General features: G+C 64.5%; 32 protein-coding genes and 1 pseudogene. 32 read left to right on the forward strand and 1 reads right to left on the reverse strand.

From position 1 onward, the window contains the following. Window positions 1-57 precede the first annotated feature (57 nt). The gene (locus L2D01_06220; GenBank protein ID WBQ11376.1) at window positions 58-1,980 is read right to left on the reverse strand and encodes a DUF3422 family protein; all 1,923 of its coding nucleotides are present in this window, start codon (window positions 1,978-1,980) and stop codon (window positions 58-60) included. A gap of 377 nt (window positions 1,981-2,357) precedes the next feature. Between L2D01_06220 and rpsL the strand changes: the two genes are divergently transcribed. From rpsL to L2D01_06380, 32 genes and pseudogenes are all read left to right on the forward strand, one after another. After that, window positions 2,358-2,729, forward strand: a complete 372-nt coding sequence (gene rpsL, locus L2D01_06225; protein ID WBQ11377.1) for a 30S ribosomal protein S12 — start codon at window positions 2,358-2,360, stop codon at window positions 2,727-2,729. Between the two features lie 12 nt (window positions 2,730-2,741). Beyond that, window positions 2,742-3,212: a 30S ribosomal protein S7 gene (rpsG, locus tag L2D01_06230; protein ID WBQ11378.1), complete on the forward strand. Its 471-nt coding sequence runs from the start codon at window positions 2,742-2,744 to the stop codon at window positions 3,210-3,212. Window positions 3,213-3,252: 40 nt separating this feature from the next. Beyond that, a complete protein-coding gene (gene fusA, locus L2D01_06235; protein ID WBQ11379.1) occupies window positions 3,253-5,328 on the forward strand; it encodes an elongation factor G in 2,076 nt (691 codons plus the stop codon). Between the two features lie 46 nt (window positions 5,329-5,374). Next, on the forward strand, window positions 5,375-6,550 hold the full coding sequence (gene tuf / locus L2D01_06240; GenBank protein ID WBQ11380.1) for an elongation factor Tu: 1,176 nt from the start codon (window positions 5,375-5,377) through the stop codon (window positions 6,548-6,550). 296 nt (window positions 6,551-6,846) lie between these two features. Next, on the forward strand, window positions 6,847-7,161 hold the full coding sequence (gene rpsJ / locus L2D01_06245; GenBank protein ID WBQ11381.1) for a 30S ribosomal protein S10: 315 nt from the start codon (window positions 6,847-6,849) through the stop codon (window positions 7,159-7,161). 4 nt (window positions 7,162-7,165) lie between these two features. Continuing rightward, window positions 7,166-7,813: pseudogene (gene rplC / locus L2D01_06250) on the forward strand (50S ribosomal protein L3). A 173-nt stretch (window positions 7,814-7,986) separates the two neighbouring features. Next, entirely contained in the window at window positions 7,987-8,625 is a 639-nt protein-coding gene (gene rplD / locus L2D01_06255; GenBank protein ID WBQ11382.1) for a 50S ribosomal protein L4, read from the forward strand. After that, window positions 8,625-8,918 (forward strand): 50S ribosomal protein L23, encoded by a 294-nt coding sequence (locus tag L2D01_06260; protein WBQ11383.1) that lies wholly within the window; start codon window positions 8,625-8,627, stop codon window positions 8,916-8,918. Before rplD ends, L2D01_06260 begins: the two co-directional genes overlap by 1 nt. A 24-nt stretch (window positions 8,919-8,942) precedes the next feature. Continuing rightward, entirely contained in the window at window positions 8,943-9,779 is an 837-nt protein-coding gene (gene rplB, locus L2D01_06265) for a 50S ribosomal protein L2 (protein WBQ11384.1), read from the forward strand. 12 nt (window positions 9,780-9,791) lie between these two features. Then, on the forward strand, window positions 9,792-10,070 hold the full coding sequence (rpsS, locus tag L2D01_06270; protein WBQ11385.1) for a 30S ribosomal protein S19: 279 nt from the start codon (window positions 9,792-9,794) through the stop codon (window positions 10,068-10,070). 2 nt (window positions 10,071-10,072) lie between these two features. Continuing rightward, entirely contained in the window at window positions 10,073-10,453 is a 381-nt protein-coding gene (gene rplV, locus L2D01_06275; GenBank protein ID WBQ11386.1) for a 50S ribosomal protein L22, read from the forward strand. Then, window positions 10,453-11,157 carry a 30S ribosomal protein S3 gene (gene rpsC, locus L2D01_06280; protein WBQ11387.1) on the forward strand — a complete coding sequence of 235 codons (705 nt, stop codon included), beginning with the start codon at window positions 10,453-10,455 and terminating at the stop codon, window positions 11,155-11,157. The genes rplV and rpsC overlap by 1 nt, the downstream gene beginning before the upstream one ends. Window positions 11,158-11,181: 24 nt before the next feature. Continuing rightward, window positions 11,182-11,595 (forward strand): 50S ribosomal protein L16, encoded by a 414-nt coding sequence (rplP, locus tag L2D01_06285; GenBank protein WBQ11388.1) that lies wholly within the window; start codon window positions 11,182-11,184, stop codon window positions 11,593-11,595. Between the two features lie 12 nt (window positions 11,596-11,607). Then, window positions 11,608-11,829, forward strand: a complete 222-nt coding sequence (rpmC, locus tag L2D01_06290) for a 50S ribosomal protein L29 (protein WBQ11389.1) — start codon at window positions 11,608-11,610, stop codon at window positions 11,827-11,829. Window positions 11,830-11,833: 4 nt separating this feature from the next. Next, the gene (gene rpsQ, locus L2D01_06295) at window positions 11,834-12,070 is read left to right on the forward strand and encodes a 30S ribosomal protein S17 (GenBank protein WBQ11390.1); all 237 of its coding nucleotides are present in this window, start codon (window positions 11,834-11,836) and stop codon (window positions 12,068-12,070) included. Between the two features lie 43 nt (window positions 12,071-12,113). Further along, entirely contained in the window at window positions 12,114-12,482 is a 369-nt protein-coding gene (gene rplN / locus L2D01_06300; GenBank protein ID WBQ11391.1) for a 50S ribosomal protein L14, read from the forward strand. Between the two features lie 2 nt (window positions 12,483-12,484). After that, window positions 12,485-12,802, forward strand: coding sequence for a 50S ribosomal protein L24 (gene rplX, locus L2D01_06305; protein WBQ11392.1), 318 nt, complete (start codon window positions 12,485-12,487; stop codon window positions 12,800-12,802). After that, a complete protein-coding gene (gene rplE, locus L2D01_06310) occupies window positions 12,795-13,355 on the forward strand; it encodes a 50S ribosomal protein L5 (GenBank protein ID WBQ11393.1) in 561 nt (186 codons plus the stop codon). Before rplX ends, rplE begins: the two co-directional genes overlap by 8 nt. A gap of 50 nt (window positions 13,356-13,405) precedes the next feature. Beyond that, window positions 13,406-13,711, forward strand: coding sequence for a 30S ribosomal protein S14 (gene rpsN, locus L2D01_06315; GenBank protein ID WBQ11394.1), 306 nt, complete (start codon window positions 13,406-13,408; stop codon window positions 13,709-13,711). 12 nt (window positions 13,712-13,723) lie between these two features. Then, window positions 13,724-14,122 (forward strand): 30S ribosomal protein S8, encoded by a 399-nt coding sequence (gene rpsH / locus L2D01_06320; GenBank protein ID WBQ11395.1) that lies wholly within the window; start codon window positions 13,724-13,726, stop codon window positions 14,120-14,122. A gap of 15 nt (window positions 14,123-14,137) precedes the next feature. Beyond that, window positions 14,138-14,671: a 50S ribosomal protein L6 gene (gene rplF, locus L2D01_06325; GenBank protein ID WBQ11396.1), complete on the forward strand. Its 534-nt coding sequence runs from the start codon at window positions 14,138-14,140 to the stop codon at window positions 14,669-14,671. A 10-nt stretch (window positions 14,672-14,681) separates the two neighbouring features. After that, window positions 14,682-15,035, forward strand: a complete 354-nt coding sequence (gene rplR / locus L2D01_06330; protein WBQ11621.1) for a 50S ribosomal protein L18 — start codon at window positions 14,682-14,684, stop codon at window positions 15,033-15,035. 13 nt (window positions 15,036-15,048) lie between these two features. Then, the gene (rpsE, locus tag L2D01_06335) at window positions 15,049-15,633 is read left to right on the forward strand and encodes a 30S ribosomal protein S5 (GenBank protein WBQ11397.1); all 585 of its coding nucleotides are present in this window, start codon (window positions 15,049-15,051) and stop codon (window positions 15,631-15,633) included. 12 nt (window positions 15,634-15,645) lie between these two features. Beyond that, window positions 15,646-15,831, forward strand: a complete 186-nt coding sequence (rpmD, locus tag L2D01_06340; GenBank protein WBQ11398.1) for a 50S ribosomal protein L30 — start codon at window positions 15,646-15,648, stop codon at window positions 15,829-15,831. A 30-nt stretch (window positions 15,832-15,861) separates the two neighbouring features. Then, the gene (gene rplO / locus L2D01_06345; GenBank protein ID WBQ11399.1) at window positions 15,862-16,353 is read left to right on the forward strand and encodes a 50S ribosomal protein L15; all 492 of its coding nucleotides are present in this window, start codon (window positions 15,862-15,864) and stop codon (window positions 16,351-16,353) included. Between the two features lie 102 nt (window positions 16,354-16,455). Next, complete coding sequence (secY, locus tag L2D01_06350; protein ID WBQ11622.1) at window positions 16,456-17,775, forward strand: preprotein translocase subunit SecY; 1,320 nt, start codon at window positions 16,456-16,458, stop codon at window positions 17,773-17,775. After that, on the forward strand, window positions 17,772-18,335 hold the full coding sequence (locus tag L2D01_06355; GenBank protein ID WBQ11400.1) for an adenylate kinase: 564 nt from the start codon (window positions 17,772-17,774) through the stop codon (window positions 18,333-18,335). Before secY ends, L2D01_06355 begins: the two co-directional genes overlap by 4 nt. Before the next feature lie 198 nt (window positions 18,336-18,533). After that, window positions 18,534-18,902 carry a 30S ribosomal protein S13 gene (rpsM, locus tag L2D01_06360; protein WBQ11401.1) on the forward strand — a complete coding sequence of 123 codons (369 nt, stop codon included), beginning with the start codon at window positions 18,534-18,536 and terminating at the stop codon, window positions 18,900-18,902. Between the two features lie 12 nt (window positions 18,903-18,914). After that, the gene (gene rpsK / locus L2D01_06365; protein ID WBQ11402.1) at window positions 18,915-19,304 is read left to right on the forward strand and encodes a 30S ribosomal protein S11; all 390 of its coding nucleotides are present in this window, start codon (window positions 18,915-18,917) and stop codon (window positions 19,302-19,304) included. 144 nt (window positions 19,305-19,448) lie between these two features. Beyond that, window positions 19,449-20,432: a DNA-directed RNA polymerase subunit alpha gene (locus tag L2D01_06370; protein ID WBQ11623.1), complete on the forward strand. Its 984-nt coding sequence runs from the start codon at window positions 19,449-19,451 to the stop codon at window positions 20,430-20,432. A 48-nt stretch (window positions 20,433-20,480) separates the two neighbouring features. Further along, on the forward strand, window positions 20,481-20,894 hold the full coding sequence (gene rplQ / locus L2D01_06375) for a 50S ribosomal protein L17 (protein WBQ11403.1): 414 nt from the start codon (window positions 20,481-20,483) through the stop codon (window positions 20,892-20,894). A 485-nt stretch (window positions 20,895-21,379) separates the two neighbouring features. Continuing rightward, window positions 21,380-22,912 carry a DegQ family serine endoprotease gene (locus tag L2D01_06380; GenBank protein ID WBQ11404.1) on the forward strand — a complete coding sequence of 511 codons (1,533 nt, stop codon included), beginning with the start codon at window positions 21,380-21,382 and terminating at the stop codon, window positions 22,910-22,912. The last annotated feature ends 168 nt before the right edge of the window (window positions 22,913-23,080 follow it).

Here is a 23,080-nt window from a genome sequence, read left to right on the forward strand (position 1 = left end):
TTGAGACTGGAAGCGCCCGCCGGAGTGATCCGGCGGGCGTTTTTTCAAGGGTGGTGGTCAGGGTGCGGAAAGGATCGCAATCGCCAAGTGAATGATCGCTGCCAGGACTGCGATAAAGCCTAGCAGCACAGTGCCCCAGGTGAGGTTCCCGATTCGATTCTGGATCTCGATATCGAGCTCCGCCCTCAGCAGGTCATTCGTCTCTGAAATCCGGCGGCGAACCTGTTCATAGCGGTCCGCGAACCGCTCAGCGTTCAGCGCCGAGGATAAAAACCTCGCGAACACGTCTTCTGCGGATTGGTATCCGCGGATCCGGGTCTCCTCGAGCCGCGCCAGCCTGTCTTGCGCCATCCGGGCATAGTTCATGGCTTGGGAAGCTGCGCCGTTGACCCCATCTGTAATGAAGAAATTCATCGCCGCTACCCGTTCGGAGATGGTTCCGATCTCGCGCAGCCGTTGGCGCTGATCGTCTTCGGTTCGCGTGCGCTGATTCCGATTTGGCCGCTGGAGCTGGAAGGTTCGTTCGCTGAGCTCTTCGGATATGTCGTTGAATACTTCTTGCGCCGGAAAGAAATTAGAATAGCTGCGCACGCCCAGCATCCGGTAAGTCGCCAGATCAGTGCAGCTCTTCAAGAGTCGGCCGCGTTCTTCGTCGTTCAGCGCAATGTCGAAGATCAGCGTGCGCGCGGCCCTTTCCAGGTAAAATTCCGTGCGGCTGTGCGGGCGCAGATCAGATACGAGGATCGCCGCCCCGCCATGGACAAGGGTCATGATGAAGTCGCTGCGGTCCCCGGTCGCGCGGGTCTTGTCGGGGAAGGAGAAATATCGCCGCGCTTCGGATTCGAGAAGCGCAACGAGTTCCGGGTCATGCGCCGCAGCCTCTGGCGTACGCAAGCGGGCGGCCTCCTCAAGGCGCCCCGCCATCGTTGCAGCCGCCTCGGGAGAAAGGCGCGCACTCAACACGTCCCGCATTGGCAGGATGAAGAAGTGGGACAGGGCGAACAGCTCGCCTTTCCACTTGAACGGGTCATCGTGTGTTAGCGCCTTGATCGCGAGATTCGCCGAACGTAGGGCGGTCTGGCCGGTCTCCACAACGCGCGGGTCTTCAATTGACGCAAAAAACCCACTGTCCTGCGCCTCTACCAGGTCCCGAAAGTCTTCGTAGATTGTGAAATTGTGGTTCGCGTCGTAAAGTTCCCAGCTTAAACGTAGCTGGTCGATTTTGGGTTCGGCTGAAGGCGCCTGCCCAGGATGACGCCACAAAGTCAGCCAAAGTCGGCGCGCGCTGAAGCGGGCAATGGGATCGAACGGCCCCCCGCCCGGAACGAAAGGCGACAGGCGCTCAAAGGGTTCGCGGCCATCCGCGCGCGCGTCTGCAGGATCTCGACCATGACACTGCGTCGGATCAAGGGGCCGACCAGGCCCATAGAGCGCGGCAAGCCGACTCATTTCGTCTCGGGCCGCCCGCGATTGTCCGGCCAGCGACTCCTTTTCGCGAGCGCCAATCCGCTTCATGCACTCCTTGAATTTGGCCAGCACCAACGCATGCGACCGTTCGGGCTCTCCTTCGGCGCCAAAGGCGCTGATTACCCGGTTGCGGTCGGGAGGTGAGGTGCGGAGAGCGCGCATCGCATCCTTGGTCAGGTCCTGCCTGTCCTGCGCGGCGCGCCTGCGGTCGGAAATCGTCTTCTCGATGGCCTTGCGGTCTGAGCTCGCCTGATCGACCTGGGGTGTGAGCAGCTCGATTGGTAGTGGGCCTTCAATGCGGCCAGCAAACCATTTGCGCCGTTTGGCCAAGGCTTCATGACACAGATTATAAAGCTCTTCCCGAAACATATCTGACGGTGAGTTGAACACCCGGATCATATGGCTGACGCGGGCATAGGGCCGGATCGGATAGCTGGCCCGCAAATGGATTTCATCGACCGCACGTTCGCGATCAACGAAGGCGCTGTCGCGCCAGTCGCCGGATCGGGTCATGGTGGAACGTCCCCCTATGCGCCGTCCCTTGAGCGGACGGACACCCCGCTTCAAGGGTGGCGCGCCCTCCCATGCGCGTCAAGCTTGCATTCAATTGGCTCCCGGGAGCATAAAGGGCTCGCCTCGCCCACCCTGTAAAAATCCCCGTGCGTGCGTCTTGACGCGGGCAGGGGCGGTGAGTAGGTTCCGCGCTCGTTTTCCGGGGGTGAGCCGTAGCCGGTCTGTTGTGACCGTCTAAACGTCGCCGGGAATACTGGACACAACGCTTTCACGACCGTCCGCGGACGTACGGCCCAGGCCGTCGCGACCGGACGGGTTTTTCGCGTCATGCCGCCAGGGCTTTCGCGAAGCCGCGAACAGGAACGGACAAGGGCCTTATGCCGACGATCAATCAGCTCATCCGCAAGCCGCGGAAAGACAAGCCCAAGCGCAACAAGGTGCCGGCCCTCGAGGGTTGCCCGCAGCGCCGCGGCGTTTGCACCCGCGTTTACACCACCACCCCGAAAAAGCCGAACTCGGCCTTGCGCAAAGTCGCCAAGGTCCGTTTGACCAACGGCTATGAGGTGGTGAGCTACATTCCGGGCGAAGGCCATAACCTGCAGGAGCACTCTGTGGTGCTGATCCGCGGCGGGCGTGTGAAAGACCTTCCCGGCGTGCGCTATCACATTCTGCGCGGCGTCCTTGATACCCAAGGCCTGCCCAAGCGCCGCCAGCGCCGGTCGAAGTACGGCGCGAAGCGTCCCAAATAAGGAGATACGGCCATGTCCCGCCGTCACCGCGCCGAAAAGCGCGAAATTCAGCCTGACCCGAAGTTCGGCGATCGCGATCTGACCAAGTTCATGAATTACATCATGGTCGACGGCAAGAAATCGGCCGCCGAAGCGATCATTTACGGCGCCCTGGAAATCGTGGAAGCGAAGACCAAGCGCGAGCCGGTGCGCACCTTCCATGACGCGCTCGACAATGTCGCGCCGGAAGTCGAAGTGCGCTCGCGCCGGGTTGGCGGCGCCACCTATCAGGTGCCCGTCGATGTGCGTCCCGACCGCCGCAAGGCGCTGGCCATCCGCTGGCTGGCCTCGGCGGCCCGCGGGCGTAACGAAAACACCATGCGCGAGCGGCTCGCCGCCGAGCTCATGGACGCGGCCTCCAATCGCGGTTCTGCGGTGAAGAAGCGTGAAGACACGCACCGCATGGCCGAAGCCAACCGCGCCTTCGCCCACTATCGCTGGTAAGCCGGCGCGCGTTATTTTTTGTTCCTGAAGGACACTCCCCATGGCCCGCGACTACAAGATCGAGGACTACCGCAATTTCGGCATCATGGCCCACATCGATGCGGGCAAGACCACGACGACCGAGCGGATCCTCTTTTACACCGGCAAGTCCCACAAGATCGGCGAAGTCCACGACGGCGCCGCGACCATGGACTGGATGGAGCAGGAGCAGGAGCGCGGCATCACGATCACGTCGGCCGCCACAACGTGCTTCTGGAAAGACAAGCGTCTGAACATCATCGACACGCCCGGCCACGTGGACTTCACGATTGAAGTCGAGCGCAGCCTGCGCGTGCTCGACGGCGCTGTGGCGCTGCTGGACGCCAACGCCGGCGTGGAGCCCCAGACCGAGACGGTCTGGCGCCAGGGGGACAAGTACAAGGTCCCGCGCATGGTGTTCGTCAACAAGATGGACAAGCTGGGCGCCGATTTCTACCGCTGCGTCGAGATGATCAAGGAGCGCCTGGCCGCCAAGCCGCTCTGCCTCCAGCTGCCGATCGGCGCGGAGACCGAGTATGTCGGCCTGGTCGATCTTCTGACCATGAAGGCGCTGATCTGGGAATCGGAAAACCTCGGCGCCACCTGGCGTGAGGAAGAAATTCCGGCTGATCTCGCCGACAAGGCCGCCGAGTACCGTGAATACATGGTCGAGACCCTGGTGGAGCTCGATGAAGGGGTCATGGAAGCCTATCTGGAAGGCAATGAGCCGGACATCGCGACCCTGAAGCGCCTCATCCGTCTGGGCACGCTGCAGCTGGCCTTCAACCCGGTCCTGTGCGGTACGGCCTTCAAGAACAAGGGCGTGCAGCCCCTGCTGGACGCGGTGGTGGACTATCTGCCCTCGCCGGTGGACGTGCTGAACATTCGCGGCATCGATCCGCGCACCGAAGCCGAGATCGAGCGCCAGTCCTCTGACGCCTCGCCGCTGTCCATGCTGGCCTTCAAGATCATGAACGACCCGTTCGTGGGCTCGCTGACCTTCTGCCGCATCTATTCGGGCCAGATCACCACGGGCACCTCGGTGCTCAACACGGTGAAGGACAAGAAGGAACGCGTCGGCCGCATGCTGCTCATGCACGCCAACTCGCGTGAAGACATCAAGGAAGCCTTCGCTGGCGACATCGTCGCCATTGCGGGCCTGAAAGACACCACCACGGGCGATACGCTGTGCGATCCCGCCGCTCCGGTGATTCTGGAGCGCATGGAGTTCCCCGAGCCGGTGATCGAGATCGCCATCGAGCCCAAATCCAAGGGCGACCAGGAAAAGCTGGGCATGGCGCTGGCGCGTCTGGCGGCGGAGGATCCGTCCTTCCGCGTCAAGACCGACGAGGAATCGGGCCAGACCATCATCGCCGGCATGGGCGAGTTGCACCTGGACATCCTGGTCGACCGCATGCGCCGCGAGTTCAAGGTCGAGGCCAATGTCGGCCAGCCCAAAGTGGCTTACCGCGAAACGCTGGGTCAGGCCTACGAGATCGACTACACCCACAAGAAGCAGACCGGCGGTACGGGCCAGTTCGCCCGCATCAAGGTGCGCTTCGCGCCGGGCGAACCGGGTTCGGGCTTTGCCTTTGAATCCAAGGTGGTCGGCGGTTCGGTGCCGAAGGAATACGTGCCGGGCGTGGAAAAGGGCATCAACTCGGTGCGCGAGAACGGCCTGCTGGCCGGCTTCCCGGTCATCGATTTCACGGCGACCCTGGTCGACGGCGCCTATCACGACGTGGACTCCAGCGTGCTGGCGTTCGAGATCGCGGCCCGCGCCGCGATGCGCGAAGCCAAGCCGAACTTCCGGATGAAGCTCCTCGAGCCGATCATGAAGGTCGAAGTGGTCACCCCGGACGACTATACCGGTTCGGTGATCGGCGACCTGAACTCCCGGCGCGGCCAGATCCAGGGCCAGGAGATGCGCGGCAACGCCACGGTGGTGAACGCCATGGTGCCGCTGGCGAACATGTTCGGGTACGTGAACAACCTGCGTTCGGCCACTCAGGGCCGCGCCCAGTTCACCATGCAGTTTGATCACTACGAGCCCGTGCCGCAGGCCGTGGCCGAGGATGTGATCTCCAAGATCGCCTGACGGCCTGGCGCCGTCGAGAGCAACCAGAGAAGAACAGGACAAGACAATGGCCAAGGGTAAGTTTGAGCGTAACAAGCCGCACGTCAACATTGGCACGATTGGTCACGTTGACCATGGCAAGACGACGCTGACGGCTGCGATTACGAAGTATTTCGGCGAGTTCCGGGCGTATGACCAGATTGACGGGGCGCCCGAAGAGAAGGCGCGCGGGATCACGATCTCGACGGCGCACGTCGAGTACGAGACGCCGGGCCGGCACTACGCCCACGTCGACTGCCCGGGCCACGCGGACTATGTGAAGAACATGATCACGGGCGCGGCGCAGATGGACGGCGCGATTCTGGTGGTGAACGCGGCTGACGGCCCGATGCCGCAGACGCGCGAGCACATCCTGCTGGCCCGTCAGGTGGGCGTGCCCGCCCTGGTGGTGTTCCTCAACAAGGTCGACCAGGTCGACGACGCCGAGCTTCTGGAGCTGGTGGAGATGGAAGTGCGCGAGCTTCTGTCGTCCTACGACTTCCCGGGCGACGACATTCCGATCATCGCCGGTTCGGCCCTGCACGCGATGAACGGCACGCAGCCGGAGATCGGCGAGAACCAGATCAAGGCGCTGATGGCGGCTGTGGACGAGTATATCCCGACCCCGGAACGCGCCATTGACCAGCCCTTCCTGATGCCGATCGAAGACGTGTTCTCCATCTCGGGCCGCGGCACGGTGGTGACCGGGCGTGTCGAGCGCGGCATCGTGAAAGTGGGCGACGAGATCGAGATTGTGGGCCTGCGCGACACCAAGAAGACGATCTGCACGGGCGTGGAAATGTTCCGCAAGCTGCTCGACCAGGGCCAGGCGGGCGATAACGTCGGCGTTCTCTTGCGCGGCGTGGACCGCGAGGGCGTGGAGCGCGGCCAGGTGCTGTGCAAGCCCGGCACGATCAAGCCGCACAAGAAGTTCGTGGCTGAAGCCTATATCCTGACCAAGGAAGAGGGCGGGCGTCACACCCCGTTCTTCACCAACTACCGTCCGCAGTTCTACTTCCGCACGACGGACGTGACGGGCGTGGTGAGCCTTCTGGAAGGCACCGAGATGGTGATGCCGGGCGACAATGTGGAGATCAACGTCGAACTGATCACCCCGATCGCCATGGAAGAGAAGCTGCGCTTCGCCATCCGCGAAGGCGGCCGCACGGTCGGCGCCGGCGTGGTGGCCAAGATCGTCGAGTAATCGGCGGCCCCATCTGACACACTGCGACGCGGCCCGGCCCCAAAGCCGGGCCGCGCTGCGTTGGGGGCGGAACGAAAGTGCTCACGGCGCTGCACAAGCCCCCGCCGGGACGCAGCAATCTGGCTGCAAGGTGTTGACGGGCGGGGCAGGGGAGAGTAATCACCCTCCCTCTGACGAGTTGGCTGTGCCCGTTGCGGGCAAACGCAACTCCTGAAGCGAACACAATTTGGCGCGCGAGTGCTGCGGGGGGCGATCCGGCCCTTGGCGCGGCCCTTGCGCATGTTGGGACCGGACCAATGGCGCAACAGAATATCCGCATTCGCCTCAAGGCGTTTGATCACCGCGTGCTCGACTCGTCGGCCCGCGAGATCGTGTCGACGGCGAAGCGTACCGGCGCGAACGTGCGCGGGCCGATCCCGCTGCCCACGCGCATCGAAAAATTCACCGTGCTGCGCGGCCCGCACATCGACAAGAAGTCGCGCGAGCAGTTCGAGATTCGCACGCACAAGCGCGTGCTCGACATCGTCGACCCGACCCCCCAGACCGTCGACGCGCTGATGAAGCTCGACCTGTCGGCTGGCGTGGACGTCGAGATTAAGCTGGGAGCGTAAGGCGATGAGCCAGGCAGTTAAATTGCGCACCGGCCTCGTGGCCAAAAAGCTCGGCATGACACGCGTGTTCACGCCGGAAGGCAATCACGTGCCGGTCACCGTGCTGCACCTGGACGGCGGCATTCAGGTCGTCGCCCAGCGCACCACCGAACGTGACGGCTACACCGCCCTGCAGCTGGGCGTGGGCAAGGCGAAGGCCAGCCGCACCACCAAAGCCATGCGCGGCCATTTCGCCAAGGCTTCGGTCGAGCCCAAGCGCAAGCTGATCGAGTTCCGCGTCAGCGAGGACGCTCTGGTCGAAGCCGGCGCCGAGCTCTCGGCCGAGCACTTCGTGCCGGGCCAGAAGGTCGATGTCGCGGGCATCACCATCGGTAAAGGTTTCGCCGGCGCCATGAAGCGCTGGAATTTCGGCGGCATGCGCGCCTCGCACGGCGTGTCCGTCTCGCACCGCGCTCATGGCTCCACCGGTCAGAACCAGGATCCGGGCCGGGTGTTCAAGGGCAAGAAAATGGCCGGCCATCTCGGCTCCGAGCGTGTGACCACGCAAGGGCTGGAAGTGGTGCGTGTCGACGCCGAGCGCGGTCTGATCCTGATCAAGGGCGCGGTTCCGGGCTCCGCCGGTTCGTGGGTTGAAGTGCGCGACGCCGTCAAAGGCGCCGGCGCGCTGGAGCTGCCTTACCCGGCCGCCCTGCGCACCGCGCCGGCCGAGGACATCGACTCGCCGGTTCCGGGCAGCCCGGAAGCCGACATGGTCTCTGAAGGCGCGCCGACTGAAGACCAGATCCGCGCCGCCGAGGCTGACGCCGGGAATGAAGGGTCCAACCAATGAAGATCGACGTCGTCAAGCTGGACGCCGGCAAGGCCGGGTCGGTTGAGCTGAACGCGGATATTTTCGGCATCGCCGAGATCCGCGCTGACCTCCTGCACCGCTGTGTCAAATGGCAACTGTCGCAGCGCCAGACCGGTAATCACAAGGTCAAGCAACGCAGCGAGATCGCCCGCACGACCAAGAAAATGTATAAGCAAAAGGGCACTGGCGGCGCCCGTCACGGCGCGCGTTCGGCCCCGAACTTTGTCGGCGGCGGCGTGGCCCACGGGCCGCGCGTGCGTTCGCACGCCACCGACCTGCCCAAGAAGGTCCGCGCGCTGGCCCTTCGCCATGCGTTGTCGGCCAAGGCGGGCGGCAATCAGCTGATCGTGCTGGACGAGGCGCGCCTGGATGCGCCCAAGACCCGCGATCTGGTCGCCCTGTTCGCCAAGCTCGGTCTCAGCAATGCGCTGATCATCGACGGCGAGACGCTGGACGAGAACTTTGCGCGCGCCGCGCGCAACGTGCCGCTCATCGACGTGCTGCCCGCTCAGGGGCTGAACGTCTATGACGTGCTGCGCCGGGACACCCTGGTGCTGACGCGTGCGGCTCTGGACAAGATCAACGAGCGGCTCGCGCCGCAGGAGGCTGCGTGATGCCCGCTCCGCGTCATTACGACACTCTGATCGCGCCGGTGATCACGGAAAAGTCCACCCTTCTGTCGGAAGACAACAAGGTGGTGTTCCGCGTGCCCCTGACCGCGACCAAGAAAGACATCGCCGAGGCGGTCGAGGAATTGTTCAAGGTCAAAGTGAAGGCCGTGAATACCCTGGTCCAGAAGGGCAAAACCAAGAAATTCCGCGGCATTAAGGGCCGGCGTGACGACGTCAAGAAAGCGGTTGTGACCCTCGAAGACGGTCACTCCATTGACGTCACCACCGGCCTCTAGACGCGCGCACGAAGGAGAGAGACCATGGCTCTGAAATTCTTCAAGCCGACCTCGCCCGGCCGCCGCGCGCTTGTGCTGGTGGACCGCAGCGAACTGCACGCCGGCAAGCCGGAGAAGACCCTCGTCGAGGGCCTTCGCAAGAAGGGCGGCCGCAACAATACCGGGCGCATCACCGCCCGCCGCATCGGCGGCGGCGCCAAGCGCCTGTATCGCGTGATCGACTTCAAGCGCCGCAAATTCGACGTGCCCGCCACGGTCGAGCGGCTGGAGTATGACCCCAACCGCACCGCCTTCATCGCGCTGATCCGCTATGAAGACGGGGAGCTCGCCTACATCCTGGCGCCTCAGCGCCTGGCGGTGGGTGACAGCGTGCTGGCCGGCGAGCGTGTGGACGTGAAGCCGGGCAACGCGATGCCGCTCAAAGCGATGCCGGTCGGTACGATCGTGCACAATGTCGAGCTGAAGCCTCTCAAGGGCGGTCAGATCGCGCGGTCTGCCGGCGCCTACGCCCAGCTGGTCGGCCGCGATGCGGGCTACGCCCAGCTGCGCCTGATGAGCGGCGAGCTGCGTGCGGTGCATCAGGATTGCATGGCCACGATCGGCGCGGTGTCGAACGCGGACCATCTGAACATCAATCTGGGTAAGGCCGGCCGCAAGCGTCACATGGGCAAGCGCCCGTCAGTGCGCGGCGTGGCCATGAACCCGGTCGACCACCCGCATGGCGGCGGCGAAGGCCGCACCTCGGGCGGCCGCCACCCGGTGACCCCGTGGGGCAAGCCGACCAAGGGTCCGCGTACGCGGTCGAACAAATCGACCAGTAAATTCATCATCCGCTCGCGCCACGAGCGCAAGAAACGCTAGGGGACGGCTGACATGCCTCGCTCTGTCTGGAAAGGCCCGTTTGTTGACGGGCACCTCCTGAAGAAAGCCGACGCTGCGCACTCTGCCGGGCGCAAGCAGGCGATCAAGACGTGGTCGCGCCGCTCGACGGTGATGCCGCAATTCGTGGGCCTGACATTCCAGGTTCATAACGGCAACAAGTTCATCCCGGTGGTCGTCTCGGAAGAGATGGTCGGCCACAAGCTGGGCGAGTTCGCTCCGACGCGCACCTATTACGGCCACGCGGCGGACAAGAAGGCGAAGAGGAAGTAGCCATGGGTCAGGCGAAGAACCCCCGGCGGGTCGCCGATAACGAAGCGCGCGCCAAGCTGCGCATGCTGCGTATCAGCCCGCAAAAGCTGAACCTCATCGCCACGATGATCCGCGGCAAGAAGGTGGAGCGTGCGCTCAACGACCTCGAGTTCTCGCGCAAGCGGGCCTCGGCGGACGTGAAGAAGCTGCTGCAATCCGCGATCGCCAATGCGGAAAACAATCACGGTCTCGACATCGACTCGCTGGTCGTGTCCGAGGCCTATGTCGGCAAGAACCTGGTTATGAAGCGCTTCCGGGCCCGCGCACGCGGCCGCGGCGCCAAAATCCTGAAGCCGTTCTCCGAGCTGACGATCGTCGTGCGCGAAGTTGAGGAGACCGTCTGATGGGTCAGAAAGTCAATCCGATCGGCCTGCGTCTGGGCATCAACCGGACCTGGGACTCGCGCTGGTACGCCAAGGGCGAGGAATATGCCGATCTGCTGCATGAAGACATCAAGATCCGCGCCTTCCTGAAGGACAAGCTCAAGACCGCGTCGATCTCGCGCATCATCATCGAGCGCCCGCACAAGAAGTGCCGCATCACCATTCACACGGCGCGTCCGGGTGTGGTGATCGGTAAAAAGGGCGGCGACATCGAGAAGCTCCGCAAGGAAATCTCGAAAATGGTCGACGGCGAGGTGTTTTTGAACCTGGTCGAAGTGCGCAAGCCGGAAGTGGACGCCACCCTGGTCGCCGAGAGCATCGCCCAGCAGCTGGAGCGCCGTATCGCGTTCCGCCGCGCGATGAAGCGCTCGCTCCAGACCACGATGCGCATGGGCGCTCTGGGCTGCAAGATCATGGTCGGCGGCCGTCTGGGCGGCGCGGAGATCGCGCGCGTCGAGAAGTACTCCGAAGGCTCGGTGCCGCTGCACACGCTGCGCGCCGATATCGATTATGGCTTCGCCGAAGCCAAGACCGCGATGGGCATTATCGGGATCAAGGTGTGGATCTACAAAGGCGAGATCCTCGAGCACGATCCGATGGCCCAGGAAAAGCGCATGCTCGACTCTGGCGAGCAGCGCAACCGGTCGGGCCGGCAAGCGGCGTAAGAGCGGAACAAGGGAGCTGTCACCATGCTTCAACCGAAGCGCACCAAATTCCGCAAGGCCCACAAAGGCCGCATCAGCGGCGTGGCCAAGGGCGGGTTTACCTTGAACTTCGGCTCCTACGGGCTGAAGGCCATGGAGCCTGAGCGCGTGACCGCGCGCCAGATCGAAGCGACCCGCCGGGCCATCACGCGTCACATGAAGCGCGCCGGCCGGGTGTGGATCCGTGTGTTCCCGGACGTGCCGGTGTCGAAAAAGCCGACCGAAGTGCGGATGGGTAAAGGCAAGGGTTCGCCCGAGTTCTGGGCCGCCCGCGTGAAGCCGGGCCGGATCATGTTCGAGATTGACGGCGTGCCGGACGATGTGGCGCGCGAGGCGCTGCGCCTGGGCGCAGCCAAACTGCCGATCAAGACCCGGGTTGTCACCCGTCCGGGCGAGTAAGGGAGAGCGCAGATGGCCAAAGCCAAACAGCTTACCGGCGAAGACGTGCGCGCCCTGAGCGACGATCAGCTTCAGGACTCGCTCCTCAAGCTGAAGAAAGAACAGTTCAATTTGCGGTTCCAGCGGGCCACCGGCCAGCTCGAGAACACCGCGCGCTTTATGCAGATCCGCCGGGATATCGCCCGGATCAAGACGGATCAGCGCCGGCGCGCGCTTCAAACCCAGGGGAGCTGAGGTTATGCCGAAGCGCATCCTTCAAGGCGTCGTGGTCAGCGACAAGCAGGAAAAGACGGTGATCGTGCGCGTCGAGCGCACCTTCCTCCATCCGCTGCTGCGCAAGACCGTGCGCCGGACAAAGAAATACCACGCCCATGATGAAAATGGCGTGGGCAAGGTGGGCGAGCGCGTCCAGATCCAGGAATGCGCGCCCAAATCGAAACTCAAGCGGTGGGAGATCGTCCCCGATCAGGCCTGAAGCCTGATCTGAGGGGCGGTCGTCCGATAACGGAGACCTTCCAATGATCCAGATGCAAACCAATCTGGAGGTGGCCGATAATTCCGGCGCCCGCCGCGTGCAGTGCATCAAGGTGCTCGGCGGCGCGAAGCGGCGCTATGCGGGCGTGGGCGACATCATTGTCGTCTCGATCAAGGAAGCCACTCCCAAAGGCCGTGTGAAAAAAGGCGATGTGCGCAAGGCTGTGGTCGTGCGCACCGCCAAGGACATCAAGCGCCGTGACGGATCGGTGATCCGCTTCGACACGAACGCCGCTGTCCTGATCAACAACAATAACGAGCCGATCGGCACCCGGATCTTCGGACCGGTGCCGCGTGAGCTGCGCGCCAAGCAGCACATGAAAATCGTCTCCCTGGCGCCGGAGGTGCTGTAGCCATGGCCGCAAAAATCAAGAAAGGCGACAAGGTCGTCGTCCTGACCGGCCGCGACAAGGGCAAGACCGGTGAAGTGACCAAGGTGCTTCCGTCCGAGAGCCGCGTTGTGGTGTCCGGCGTGAACACTGTGAAGCGCCACCAGCGCGCCACCCAGACCAGCGCTGGCGGAATTGAAGAAAAAGACGCCGCCATCCACGTGTCGAACGTGGCTCTGGCCGACCCCAAGACCGGTGAAGCGACGCGTGTCGGCTTCAAGACGGGCAAGGACGGCAAGAAAGTGCGCGTGGCTAAGAAGTCCGGCGAGGTGATCGATGTCTGACATCGCAACGTACGAACCGCGCCTGAAGACGCGCTACCGCGAGGAAATTCGCGCGCGTCTGAAGGAAAAATTCGGTTATGCCAATGACATGCAGATCCCGCGCCTGGACAAGGTCGTGATCAATATGGGCGTTGGCGAAGCGGCGCAGGATTCCAAGAAAATCCAGGGCGCGCTGGCCGATCTGCAAATGATCTCCGGTCAGAAGCCGGTGGCCACGGCGGCCAAAACCTCGATCGCCGGTTTCAAGCTGCGTGAAGAGCAGCTGATCGGCGCCAAGGTGACGCTTCGCAAGGACCGTATGTACGAGTTTCTCGACCGTCTCGTGACGGTGGCTCTGCCGCGGGTGCGGGACTTCCGCGGCCTGAACGGCAAGAGCTTTGACGGGCGCGGCAACTACGCCATGGGTCTCAAGGAGCACATCGTGTTCCCCGAGATCAACTACGACAAAGTCGACAAGATTCGCGGCATGGACATCATCGTGTGCACCACCGCGAATACCAATGAGGAAGCGAAGGCCCTGCTGGCCGAGTTCGATTTCCCGTTCACGAACTGACGCAGCAGGAGCGCGGCGCCACGGTGGCGCCGCACGCAGGAGAGATTTGAATGGCCAAGAAGAGCGCTATCGAGCGTAACCAGAAGCGTCAGCGTTTGGCGGAGCGTTTTGCTGCCCGCCGCGCCGCGTTGAAGGCGGTCGCCCGAGATCAGTCCAAGCCGGTGGAAGAACGGTTTGCCGCCCAGCTGAAGCTGGCCGGTCTGCCGCGCAATTCCGCGCCGTCGCGCATTCGCAACCGCTGCCAGATCAGCGGCCGTCCGCGCGCGTATTACCGCAAGCTGAAGATGTCGCGCATCGCGCTGCGTCAACTGGCCAGCCACGGGATGATCCCGGGCATGGTCAAGTCGAGCTGGTAGGGAGGTCAGGACATGTCTGTGAACGATCCGCTCGGCGATATGCTGACCCGCATCCGCAACGCTCTGATGCGCAAGCGCACCAGCGTCTCCACGCCGGCGTCCGCGCTGCGGGGCCGCGTGCTCGACGTGCTGCTCGATGAAGGCTATATCCGCGGCTACACCGAGAGTGTGGACGCGCGCGGCTTCAAGCAGTTCGACATCGAGCTGAAATATTACGAAGGCGCGCCTGTGATCTCCCAGATCCAGCGCGTGTCGAAGCCGGGACGGCGCGAATACCGCAAGGTGCGCGACCTGCCGCTGGTTCAGAACGGGCTTGGCATCGCCATCATCTCGACCCCCCAGGGCGTGATGAGCGATACGTCTGCGCGCGCGAAGAATGTCGGCGGCGAGATCCTTTGCCACGTCAGCTAGGAACAGGAGGCTAACATGTCGAGACTAGGCAAGCTGCCTGTTGAAATTCCCAGCGGCGTTACGGCGTCGGTGAATTCAGGCTTGGTTATGGTGAAGGGCCCCAAGGGCGAGCTGAGCTTCTCGGCGCCGTCCAGCGTGAGCATCCGTCACGAAGACGGTGCGCTCACGGTGTCGCCGGTGGAGAACTCCAAAACCGCCAAGGCGATGTACGGCACAGCCCGCGCGCGCCTGAAAAATATGGTTCTGGGCGTCACCAAAGGCTTTGAAAAGAGCCTGGAGCTTGTGGGCGTGGGCTATCGTGCCCAAATGCAGGGCAGCGATCTCAAGCTGGCCCTGGGTTTCTCCCATGACGTGATCTACACCCCGCGCAAGGGGATCACGATCACGGTGCCCAAGCCGACCGAGATCAAGATCGAAGGGCCGGACGCTCAGGCGGTTGGCCAGACTGCGGCGGAAATTCGCCGGTTCCGTTCGCCCGAGCCTTACAAGGGCAAGGGCGTGAAGTACGCGACCGAGCAAGTGCGCCGCAAAGAAGGCAAGAAGAAATAGGGTCCTGGTGATGAAATCCTCTGCTGAGAAAATGCGCCGCCGCACGCAGCGCACCCGCGCCCGGATCCGCAAACTGGCCAATGGCCGGCCGCGCCTGTCCGTGTTCCGGTCGTCCAAGCACATCTACGCGCAGATCATCGACGATGCGAACGGCCTGACGGTCGCCGCGGCGTCCTCGCTCGAACAGGGCAAGGAAGCCAACGGCGCCACGGTCAGTGCGGCCGAGACCGTCGGCAAGCTCGTCGCCGAGCGTGCGAAGGAAAAAGGCTTGACCGACGTGGTGTTCGACCGCGGCGGCTACATGTACCACGGGCGCGTCAAAGCGCTCGCTGACGCTGCCCGCGAGGGCGGCCTGAACTTCTAAGGGAGCGAACGCCATGGCTCGTGAAGACAATCGCGGCGGCCGCGACCGCCGCCGCAGGGACGAGGACAACGCGGAACCGGAACTGGTCGACAAGCTCGTCCAGATCAACCGCGTCGCCAAGACGGTGAAGGGGGGCCGGAACTTCCAGTTCGCCGCCCTCGCCATCGTGGGCGACCAGAAGGGCCGCGTCGGCTTCGGCCAGGGCAAGGCCCGCGAGGTTCCCGAAGCCATCCGCAAGGCGACGGAAGAAGCCAAGAAGATGATGGTCCGCGTGCCGCTGCGTGAAGGCCGCACCCTGCACCATGACGCCCACGGGCGTTGGGGCGCGGGCAAGGTGATCCTGCGTTCGGCGCCTCCGGGCACCGGCGTGATCGCCGGCGGTCCGATGCGCGCCGTGCTGGAATCGCTCGGCGTTCAGGACGTGGTGGCCAAATCCACCGGCTCGTCCAACCCGTACAACATGGTGCGCGCCACGTTCCAGGCCCTGAAAGCCCAGAACAGCCCGCGCTCAATCGCCGCCAAGCGCGGTCTGAAGGTTGCTGATCTGGTGGAGCGCCGCCAGGACGGGGCGAGCTCGCCCGAAGCGATCGAGTCCTAAGAGGAGGGCGATATGGCTGCTGCCAAAACCATTCGCGTGCGCCAGACCGGGTCTTCGACCCGTCGTCCCCCGATCCAGGCTGCGACCCTCAAGGGTCTGGGCCTGGGGCGGATCGGGCGCGAGCGCGAACTTGAAGACACGCCGTCTGTGCGCGGCATGATCCGCAAGGTCGCCCACCTGATTGAGATCGTGGAGTAGCCAAGCGGCTGCTTCTGAAGGAGAATTGCTATGCGCTTGAATGAATTGCGCGACAATCCCGGCGCCACCAAAGAGCGCACGCGCGTCGGGCGCGGCATCGGCTCGGGCACCGGCAAGACCGGCGGGCGCGGCGTCAAGGGCCAGAAGTCCCGTTCGGGCGTGGCCATCAAGGGTTTCGAAGGCGGTCAGATGCCGCTGCACCAGCGTCTTCCCAAGCGCGGCTTCACCAAGCCGAACCGGGCGCGCTTTGCAGAGGTCACCCTGCGCCGCATCCAGACCGCCATCGACGCGGGCCGTCTCGATGCGAGCCAGCCGGTTGATGCGGCCGCTCTGAAGGCTGCCGGCGTGATCCGCCGCGCCAAGGACGGCGTGCGCCTGATCGGCGGCGGCGACCTGACGGCCAAGATCGCCCTGACGGTGGCGGGCGGCTCCGCCCCGGCCATTGCGGCGGTTGAAAAGGCGGGCGGGTCTGTGACCGTGACCATCGTCAAAGCCGTCAAAGCCGAAGCCGAAACCGAGTAAAGCCGGACAGGCGCCGGCCCGGATATCGTCCGGGCCGGCGCGTCTCGCACGAGGGAGTGATCGATCGCCATGGCGTCAGCCGCCGAACAACTCGCCTCGAACATGAATTTCGGGGCGTTCGCCCGGGCCAAGGAGCTGCAAAAGCGGCTCCTGTTCACGCTCGGCGTTCTGATCATCTACCGCATCGGCACCTATGTGCCGCTGCCGGGCATCGACATGGTCCAGTTCACGACGCTGTTCCAGAACCAGAGCGGCGGCGTGCTGGGCATGTTCAACATGTTCTCCGGCGGCGCCGTGGAGCGCATGGCGATCTTCGCGCTCAACGTGATGCCCTACATCTCCGCCTCGATCATCATGCAGCTGATGGCGGCCACCGTGCCGGCCCTTGAGCGGCTGAAGAAGGAAGGCGGCGAGCAGGGCCGCAAGCAGATCAACCAGTATTCGCGCTATCTCACCGTGGTGCTGGCCGCCGCGCAGGGCTTCGCCATCGCGATCGCCATGCAGCAGCCTGATCCCACCACCGGCAACACCATCGCGCAGAACCCCGGGATTTTCTTCCTGGTGGTCACAGTCAGCACGCTGGTCGGCGGCACCATGCTGCTGCTCTGGCTGGGCGAACAGATCACCGCGCGCGGCGTGGGCAATGGCGTGTCGCTGATCATCTTCGCAGGCATTATCGCTGAAATGCCGCGCGCGCTGTTCCAGACGCTGGAGCAGGGCCGCACGGGCGACCTGAACGCCGGCCTGGTGATCGGTCTGATCGCCATGTTGCTGGCCGTGCTGGCCTTTGTGGTGTTCATCGAGCGCTCCCAGCGCCGCCTGCTCACCCAGTATCCCAAGCGCCAGGTCGGTAACCGCATGATGGGCGGAGAGTCCTCATTCCTGCCGCTGAAACTGAACACGGCGGGCGTGATCCCGGCGATCTTCGCGTCGTCTCTGCTGTTGCTGCCCGCGACTGCGGCTGGCTTTTCGGCGCAGTCCGGTCCGGCCTGGTTGACGGGTATCGTTGCGCTGCTCGGCCCCGGCCAGCCGGCGTTCATCGCCTTCTATGGCGTGATGATCGTATTCTTCACCTTCTTCTACACTTCCATCACCTTCAATCCCGATGATGTCGCGGACAATCTGAAGAAGTATGGCGGCTTCCTGCCGGGCATCCGGCCGGGCAAGCGCACCGCGGAATATCTCGACTACGTGCTGACGCGCCTGACGGTGATCGGTGCGGCGTATCTGGCCGCGGTGTGTCTGCTGCCTGAAATCCTGCGCGCCCAGAACCCGTCCATCCCGTTCTATATCGGCGGCACTGCGGTGCTGATCGTGGTCTCGGTGACCCTCGACACAGTCGGGCAGATCCAGTCCCATCTTCTGGCCCACCAGTATGAGGGGCTGATCAAGAAGACCAAGCTGCGGGGGCGCAAGCGATGAACATTGTCCTGTTCGGACCGCCGGGCGCTGGCAAAGGCACGCAGTCCAAGCGCCTGGTCGCCGAACGCGGCTGGGTGCAGCTGGCCACCGGCGACATGCTGCGCGCCGCGCGCGCGGCCGGAACCGAGCTGGGCAAGCGCGTGGCTGACATCATGGACCGGGGCGATCTGGTCTCTGACGAGATCGTCATCGCCCTGATCGAAGAGCGCCTGGACGAGGCGGAGGCGGCCGGCGGGGCCATCTTTGACGGCTTCCCGCGCACGGTGGCCCAGGCCGAGGCGCTGGACCGATTGCTGGCCGGGCGCAATGCGCCGATCGAAAAGGTCGTGCGCCTGGTCGTCGATCAGGACGAGCTGGTCGCCCGCATGCAAAAGCGCGCCGAGGAAGAGGGCCGCGCTGACGATACGGTCGAGGCGTTCCGCGTCCGGCTGAAGAATTACAACGACCAGACGGCTGCGCTGATCCCGTACTATCAGGCTCAGGGCAAGCTGGTCGATGTGGACGGGGCCGGGTCGATGGACGCTGTTGCAGCGCGCATCGCCGAGGTGCTGGACCAATAACAAAGGCTGCGCCGGGGAACCGCCCCGGCGTGGTGGAAACTGAGGCGGCGCCGCTCATCCCGGTTGACGAAACCGGTGCGGCGCCTATAAGAACCGCCCTTCGCTCGCAGGGGCAGATACCGCATCCGCCGTCACCGTTGTGGCTGCGCGGTGCGGCTTCCTTCGCGGGCGTGGGCTGATGAGGACAAGGAGAGCGTCGTGGCACGGATCGCCGGCGTCAACATTCCGACCAACAAGCGCGTGACCATCGCGCTGCGCTATATCCATGGCATCGGCGCAACCAAGGCTGCCGAGATCTGCGACAAGGTGGGCATCGCCCCCGAGAAGCGGGTCAATCAGCTGACCGACGCTGAAGTGCTCCAGATCCGCGAAACGATCGACGCGGATCATATGGTCGAAGGCGATCTGCGCCGTGAGGTGGCAGTCAACGTCAAGCGCCTGATGGATCTCGGCTGCTATCGCGGCCTGCGCCACCGGCGCGGCCTGCCTGTTCGCGGTCAGCGCACCCATACCAATGCGCGCACGCGTAAAGGTCCCGCCAAGCCGATCGCTGGCAAGAAGAAATAAGGAACGAGGGCCATGGCCAAGGAACCGTCCCGCGTACGCCGCCGCGAGCGCAAGAATATTACCGCTGGCGTGGCGCATGTGAACGCCAGCTTCAACAACACCATGATCACCATCACCGACGCCCAGGGCAATACGATCTCCTGGTCCTCGGCGGGGACCATGGGGTTCAAGGGTTCGCGCAAATCGACCCCCTACGCCGCGCAGGTCGCCGCTGAAGATGCGGGCCGCAAGGCGCAGGAGCACGGCGTGAAGACGCTGGAAGTGAAGGTTTCCGGTCCGGGTTCGGGCCGTGAATCCGCGCTGCGCGCGCTGCAGTCTGTGGGCCTGGTGATCACGACGATCCACGACGTGACCCCGATCCCGCACAATGGCTGCCGTCCGCCCAAGCGCCGCCGGGTCTAATGCCTGGGGCTCAGCGCGCGATTCCCGCGCGCTGACAAGACCGCTGATTTCGGGCGCGCGGCTTCTTTGGGAAGCTGGCGCGCCCTCCACCTTAAAGGGGTGTTGTCCGTGATTGAGAAAAACTGGCAGGAACTGATCCGCCCGATGAAGCCGGAAATCCAGTCCGGCTTCGACCCGTCGCGTCACGCCAAGCTGGTGGCCGAACCGCTCGAGCGCGGCTTCGGCACGACGCTGGGCAATGCGCTGCGGCGCGTGCTGTTGTCCTCGTTGCAGGGCGCGGCGGTGACGGCGGTTCAGATCGATAACGTCCTGCACGAGTTCTCCTCCATCAAGGGCGTGCGCGAGGATGTCACCGACATCGTGCTGAACCTGAAGCAGGTTGCTCTGCGCATGCAGGGCGAGGGCCCCAAGCGCCTGACCCTGAAGAAAAAGGGCCCGGGCGAGGTCAAGGCCGGCGATATTGAAGAGACCGGCGATATCGTCGTGATCAACAAGGACCTGGTGATCTGCACCCTCGATGATGACGCTGAAGTGCGCATGGTCCTGACGGTCAATACCGGCAAGGGCTATGTGCCGGCCGAGAGCAACCGCTCTGAAGATGCGCCCATCGGCCTCATCGGCGTGGATGCGCTGTACAGCCCGGTCAAGCGCGTCGCCTACCGCGTGGAGAACACGCGTGAAGGCCAGGTGCTGGACTATGACAAGCTGATCCTGGAAGTCGAAACAAACGGCGCCCTGCGCCCCGAAGACGCCCTGGCCTACGCCGCGCGCATCCTTCAGGACCAGCTGCAGGCGTTCGTGAACTTCGAAGAGCCCAATCAGGGCCGCACCGAAGGGACCGACAAGCCGGATCTCGATTTCAACCCGGCCCTTCTCAAGAAGGTCGACGAGCTGGAATTGTCGGTGCGTTCGGCCAACTGCCTGAAGAACGACAACATCGTCTATATCGGCGACCTCATCCAGAAGTCCGAGGCGGAAATGCTCCGCACCCCGAACTTCGGCCGCAAGTCGCTCAACGAGATCAAGGAAGTCCTGGCCCAGATGGGACTGCACCTGGGCATGGAGGCGCCCAACTGGCCGCCTGAAAATATCGACGATCTCGCCAAAAAATACGAGGATCAGATCTAGTCAGAAGCGCCGCGAGGCGTCCCTTGACCGGACTTAAGGAGAAGTATCATGCGCCACGGCGTCGCCCACCGCAAACTGAACCGGACCGCGAGCCACCGCCGCGCCATGTTCGCCAATATGGCGTCCTCGCTCATCGAGCATGAGCAGATCGTCACCACGCTGCCCAAGGCCAAAGAGCTGAAGCCCATCATGGACAAGCTCATCACCCTGGCCAAGCGCGGCGATCTGCACGCGCGCCGTCAGGCGATCGCCAAGATCCGCAACAAGGATCAGGTGGCCAAGCTGTTCGCGACCCTGGGGCCGCGCTACCAGGAGCGTCAGGGCGGGTATACCCGCGTCCTGAAAGCCGGCTTCCGCCACGGCGACAACGCCCCGCTGGCCGTGATCGAGCTGGTCGACCGCGATCCCGAAGCCAAAGGCGCCATCGACCGCGCCCGCCTCGAAGAAGCGCTGTCAGACTAGGCTGCCTCTCAGAACGATGTATTGAAAAGGCCGTCCGGGCGTTCCGGGCGGCCTTTTTGCTTCGGGCGTGTGTTGGGCGCTTTCTCCGCCCGCTTGCGGGGCAGGGCTCTGGCATTTGAGGCATGCACGCTTTCTCCCTCCCCTTGAGGGGGTCAGACGCCGAAGGCGTCTGACGGGGGTGGGGTGTGAGGCGGTGACGGGTGACGTGGCGATGGCTGAGACTGCATGCCCCCCACCCCGGCCCTCCCCCAAGGGGGAGGGAGAACGGATGGCGCCGCCTTCACCGAAATCCGGCAGCTCCGGTCCAAATACGACTGCCCTGCACGCAAGCGGGGGGAGGAGACATGCATGGCTATGGCGTCGTCTTTTCACCGCCTGACCTAATCGGTCATCTTTCACACCCTGTTCAGGCGCGCCTGTATTGCCTACATCGGGGCGTCGCCTCACCGGGCGCGGACCGCGATGGAAGAACGAGGGATGAGCTGATGCTGCGACTGCTGATGTCTGCGATCATGTTGCTGGCCGCCGGGCTGGGCGCCGCCTGCGCCGAGGACCGCACCGAGCGGGCCGAGGATGCCGCGGCGCCATCTGTTCAGGAACCGGCTGAACAGCGCGCTCAGGATTCGGCTGAAGAGCCCGAAGCCGCCTCCCGGCCCGCACCCGTCTTCGCCCCCGAGGCCATGTCCGAACCCCGGCGCGCCGCGCCGGACAGCCGCGAGCAGGTCCAGCTCTCCTTTGCGCCCGTCGTGCGCGAGGCCGCCCCGGCCGTGGTCAATGTGTATTCGCGCCGCGTGATCAATCAGCGCGCGCGCATGACCGGCGACCCGTTCTTTGACCGCTTCTTCGGCGGGCCCCAGACACGCCAGCGCGAGGTCAACTCGCTGGGTTCCGGCGTGATCGTGGACGCGTCGGGCGTCATCGTCACCAACAACCATGTGGTGGCCGGCGCGCAGGATCTGCGCGTGGTGCTGTCCGACCGGCGCGAGTTCGCCGCCGAGCTTTTGCTGGCCGACGAGCGCACCGATCTCGCCGTGCTCAAGATCGAGGCGGACGCGCCGCTGCCGGTGATGACCATGGACGCCAGCGGCACAGCCGAAGTGGGCGATCTGGTGTTGGCCATCGGCAATCCGTTCGGGGTGGGCCAGACGGTCACCTCAGGGATTGTCTCGGCGCTGGCGCGCACCGATGTGGGCATCACCGACTACGCCTTCTTCATTCAGACTGATGCGGCGGTGAACCCGGGCAATTCCGGCGGCGCGCTGGTGAACATGGCCGGCGAGCTGATCGGGGTGAACACGGCGATCTTCTCGCGCTCGGGCGGCTCCCAGGGCATCGGCTTCGCCATCCCCGCCGAGATGGTGCGCACCGTGGTGGCCGCCGCCAGCGAAGGCGGACGCGTGGTCCGCCCCTGGCTGGGCGCGCGCCTGCAGGCGGTGACCAGTGATCTGGCGCAATCGTTTGGCCTCGACCGCCCGCAGGGCGCGGTGGTGGCCGAGCTCTGGCCCGGCGGCGCCGCCGAGCGCGGCGGGCTGCAGCGCGGCGACGTGGTGCTGGCCGTGGATGGTCAGCAGGTCAATGACGAGAACGGCGCCCGCTTCCGCTTCGCCACCCGCACCATCGGCCAGGACGCCCGCCTGACGGTGCTGCGCGACGGCGAGGAGCTGACCCTCACCGTGCCCGCCGAAGCCGCGCCTGGCGTGCTGGAGGGCCAGCGGCTGAGCGTTGAGGGCGTCAACCCGCTGGCCGGCGCCGAGCTGGTCCAGCTTTCGCCCGCCTTCAACGAAGAAAACGGCATCGACCCGTTCGCGCGCGGTGTGCTGGTCTTCGCCGTATCGCCGCGCACCAATGCCGGTTTCATCGGCTTCCAGCCCGGCGACCGCATTGTCTCGTTCATGGGCGAACCGGTGGAGGATCTGCCCACGCTCGCACGCATCCTGCGCCAGAATGACGGCGCGGCCCGCTGGCCGGTGGAGATCGACCGGCGCGGCGAGCGGATCCGGCGCGAGGTGCGGCTGTAGGGGGCTTCAGCAGGCCGCCTGACGGCGCCCCCAACCGCCCCTCAGGTTTGCTGCGCCGCGCGGGGCTTGCTACACAGATGACATTCAGGTGACCGGCGTGATTCCGCGCCGGCGCCGCCCGTCTATGGACAGGCCAAGCAGCCACGATCACCGCGGCCGCCCGCGCCT

The sequence above is a fragment of the Hyphomonadaceae bacterium ML37 genome, from assembly GCA_027627685.1.
Taxonomy (GTDB): Bacteria; Pseudomonadota; Alphaproteobacteria; order Caulobacterales; family Maricaulaceae; genus Oceanicaulis.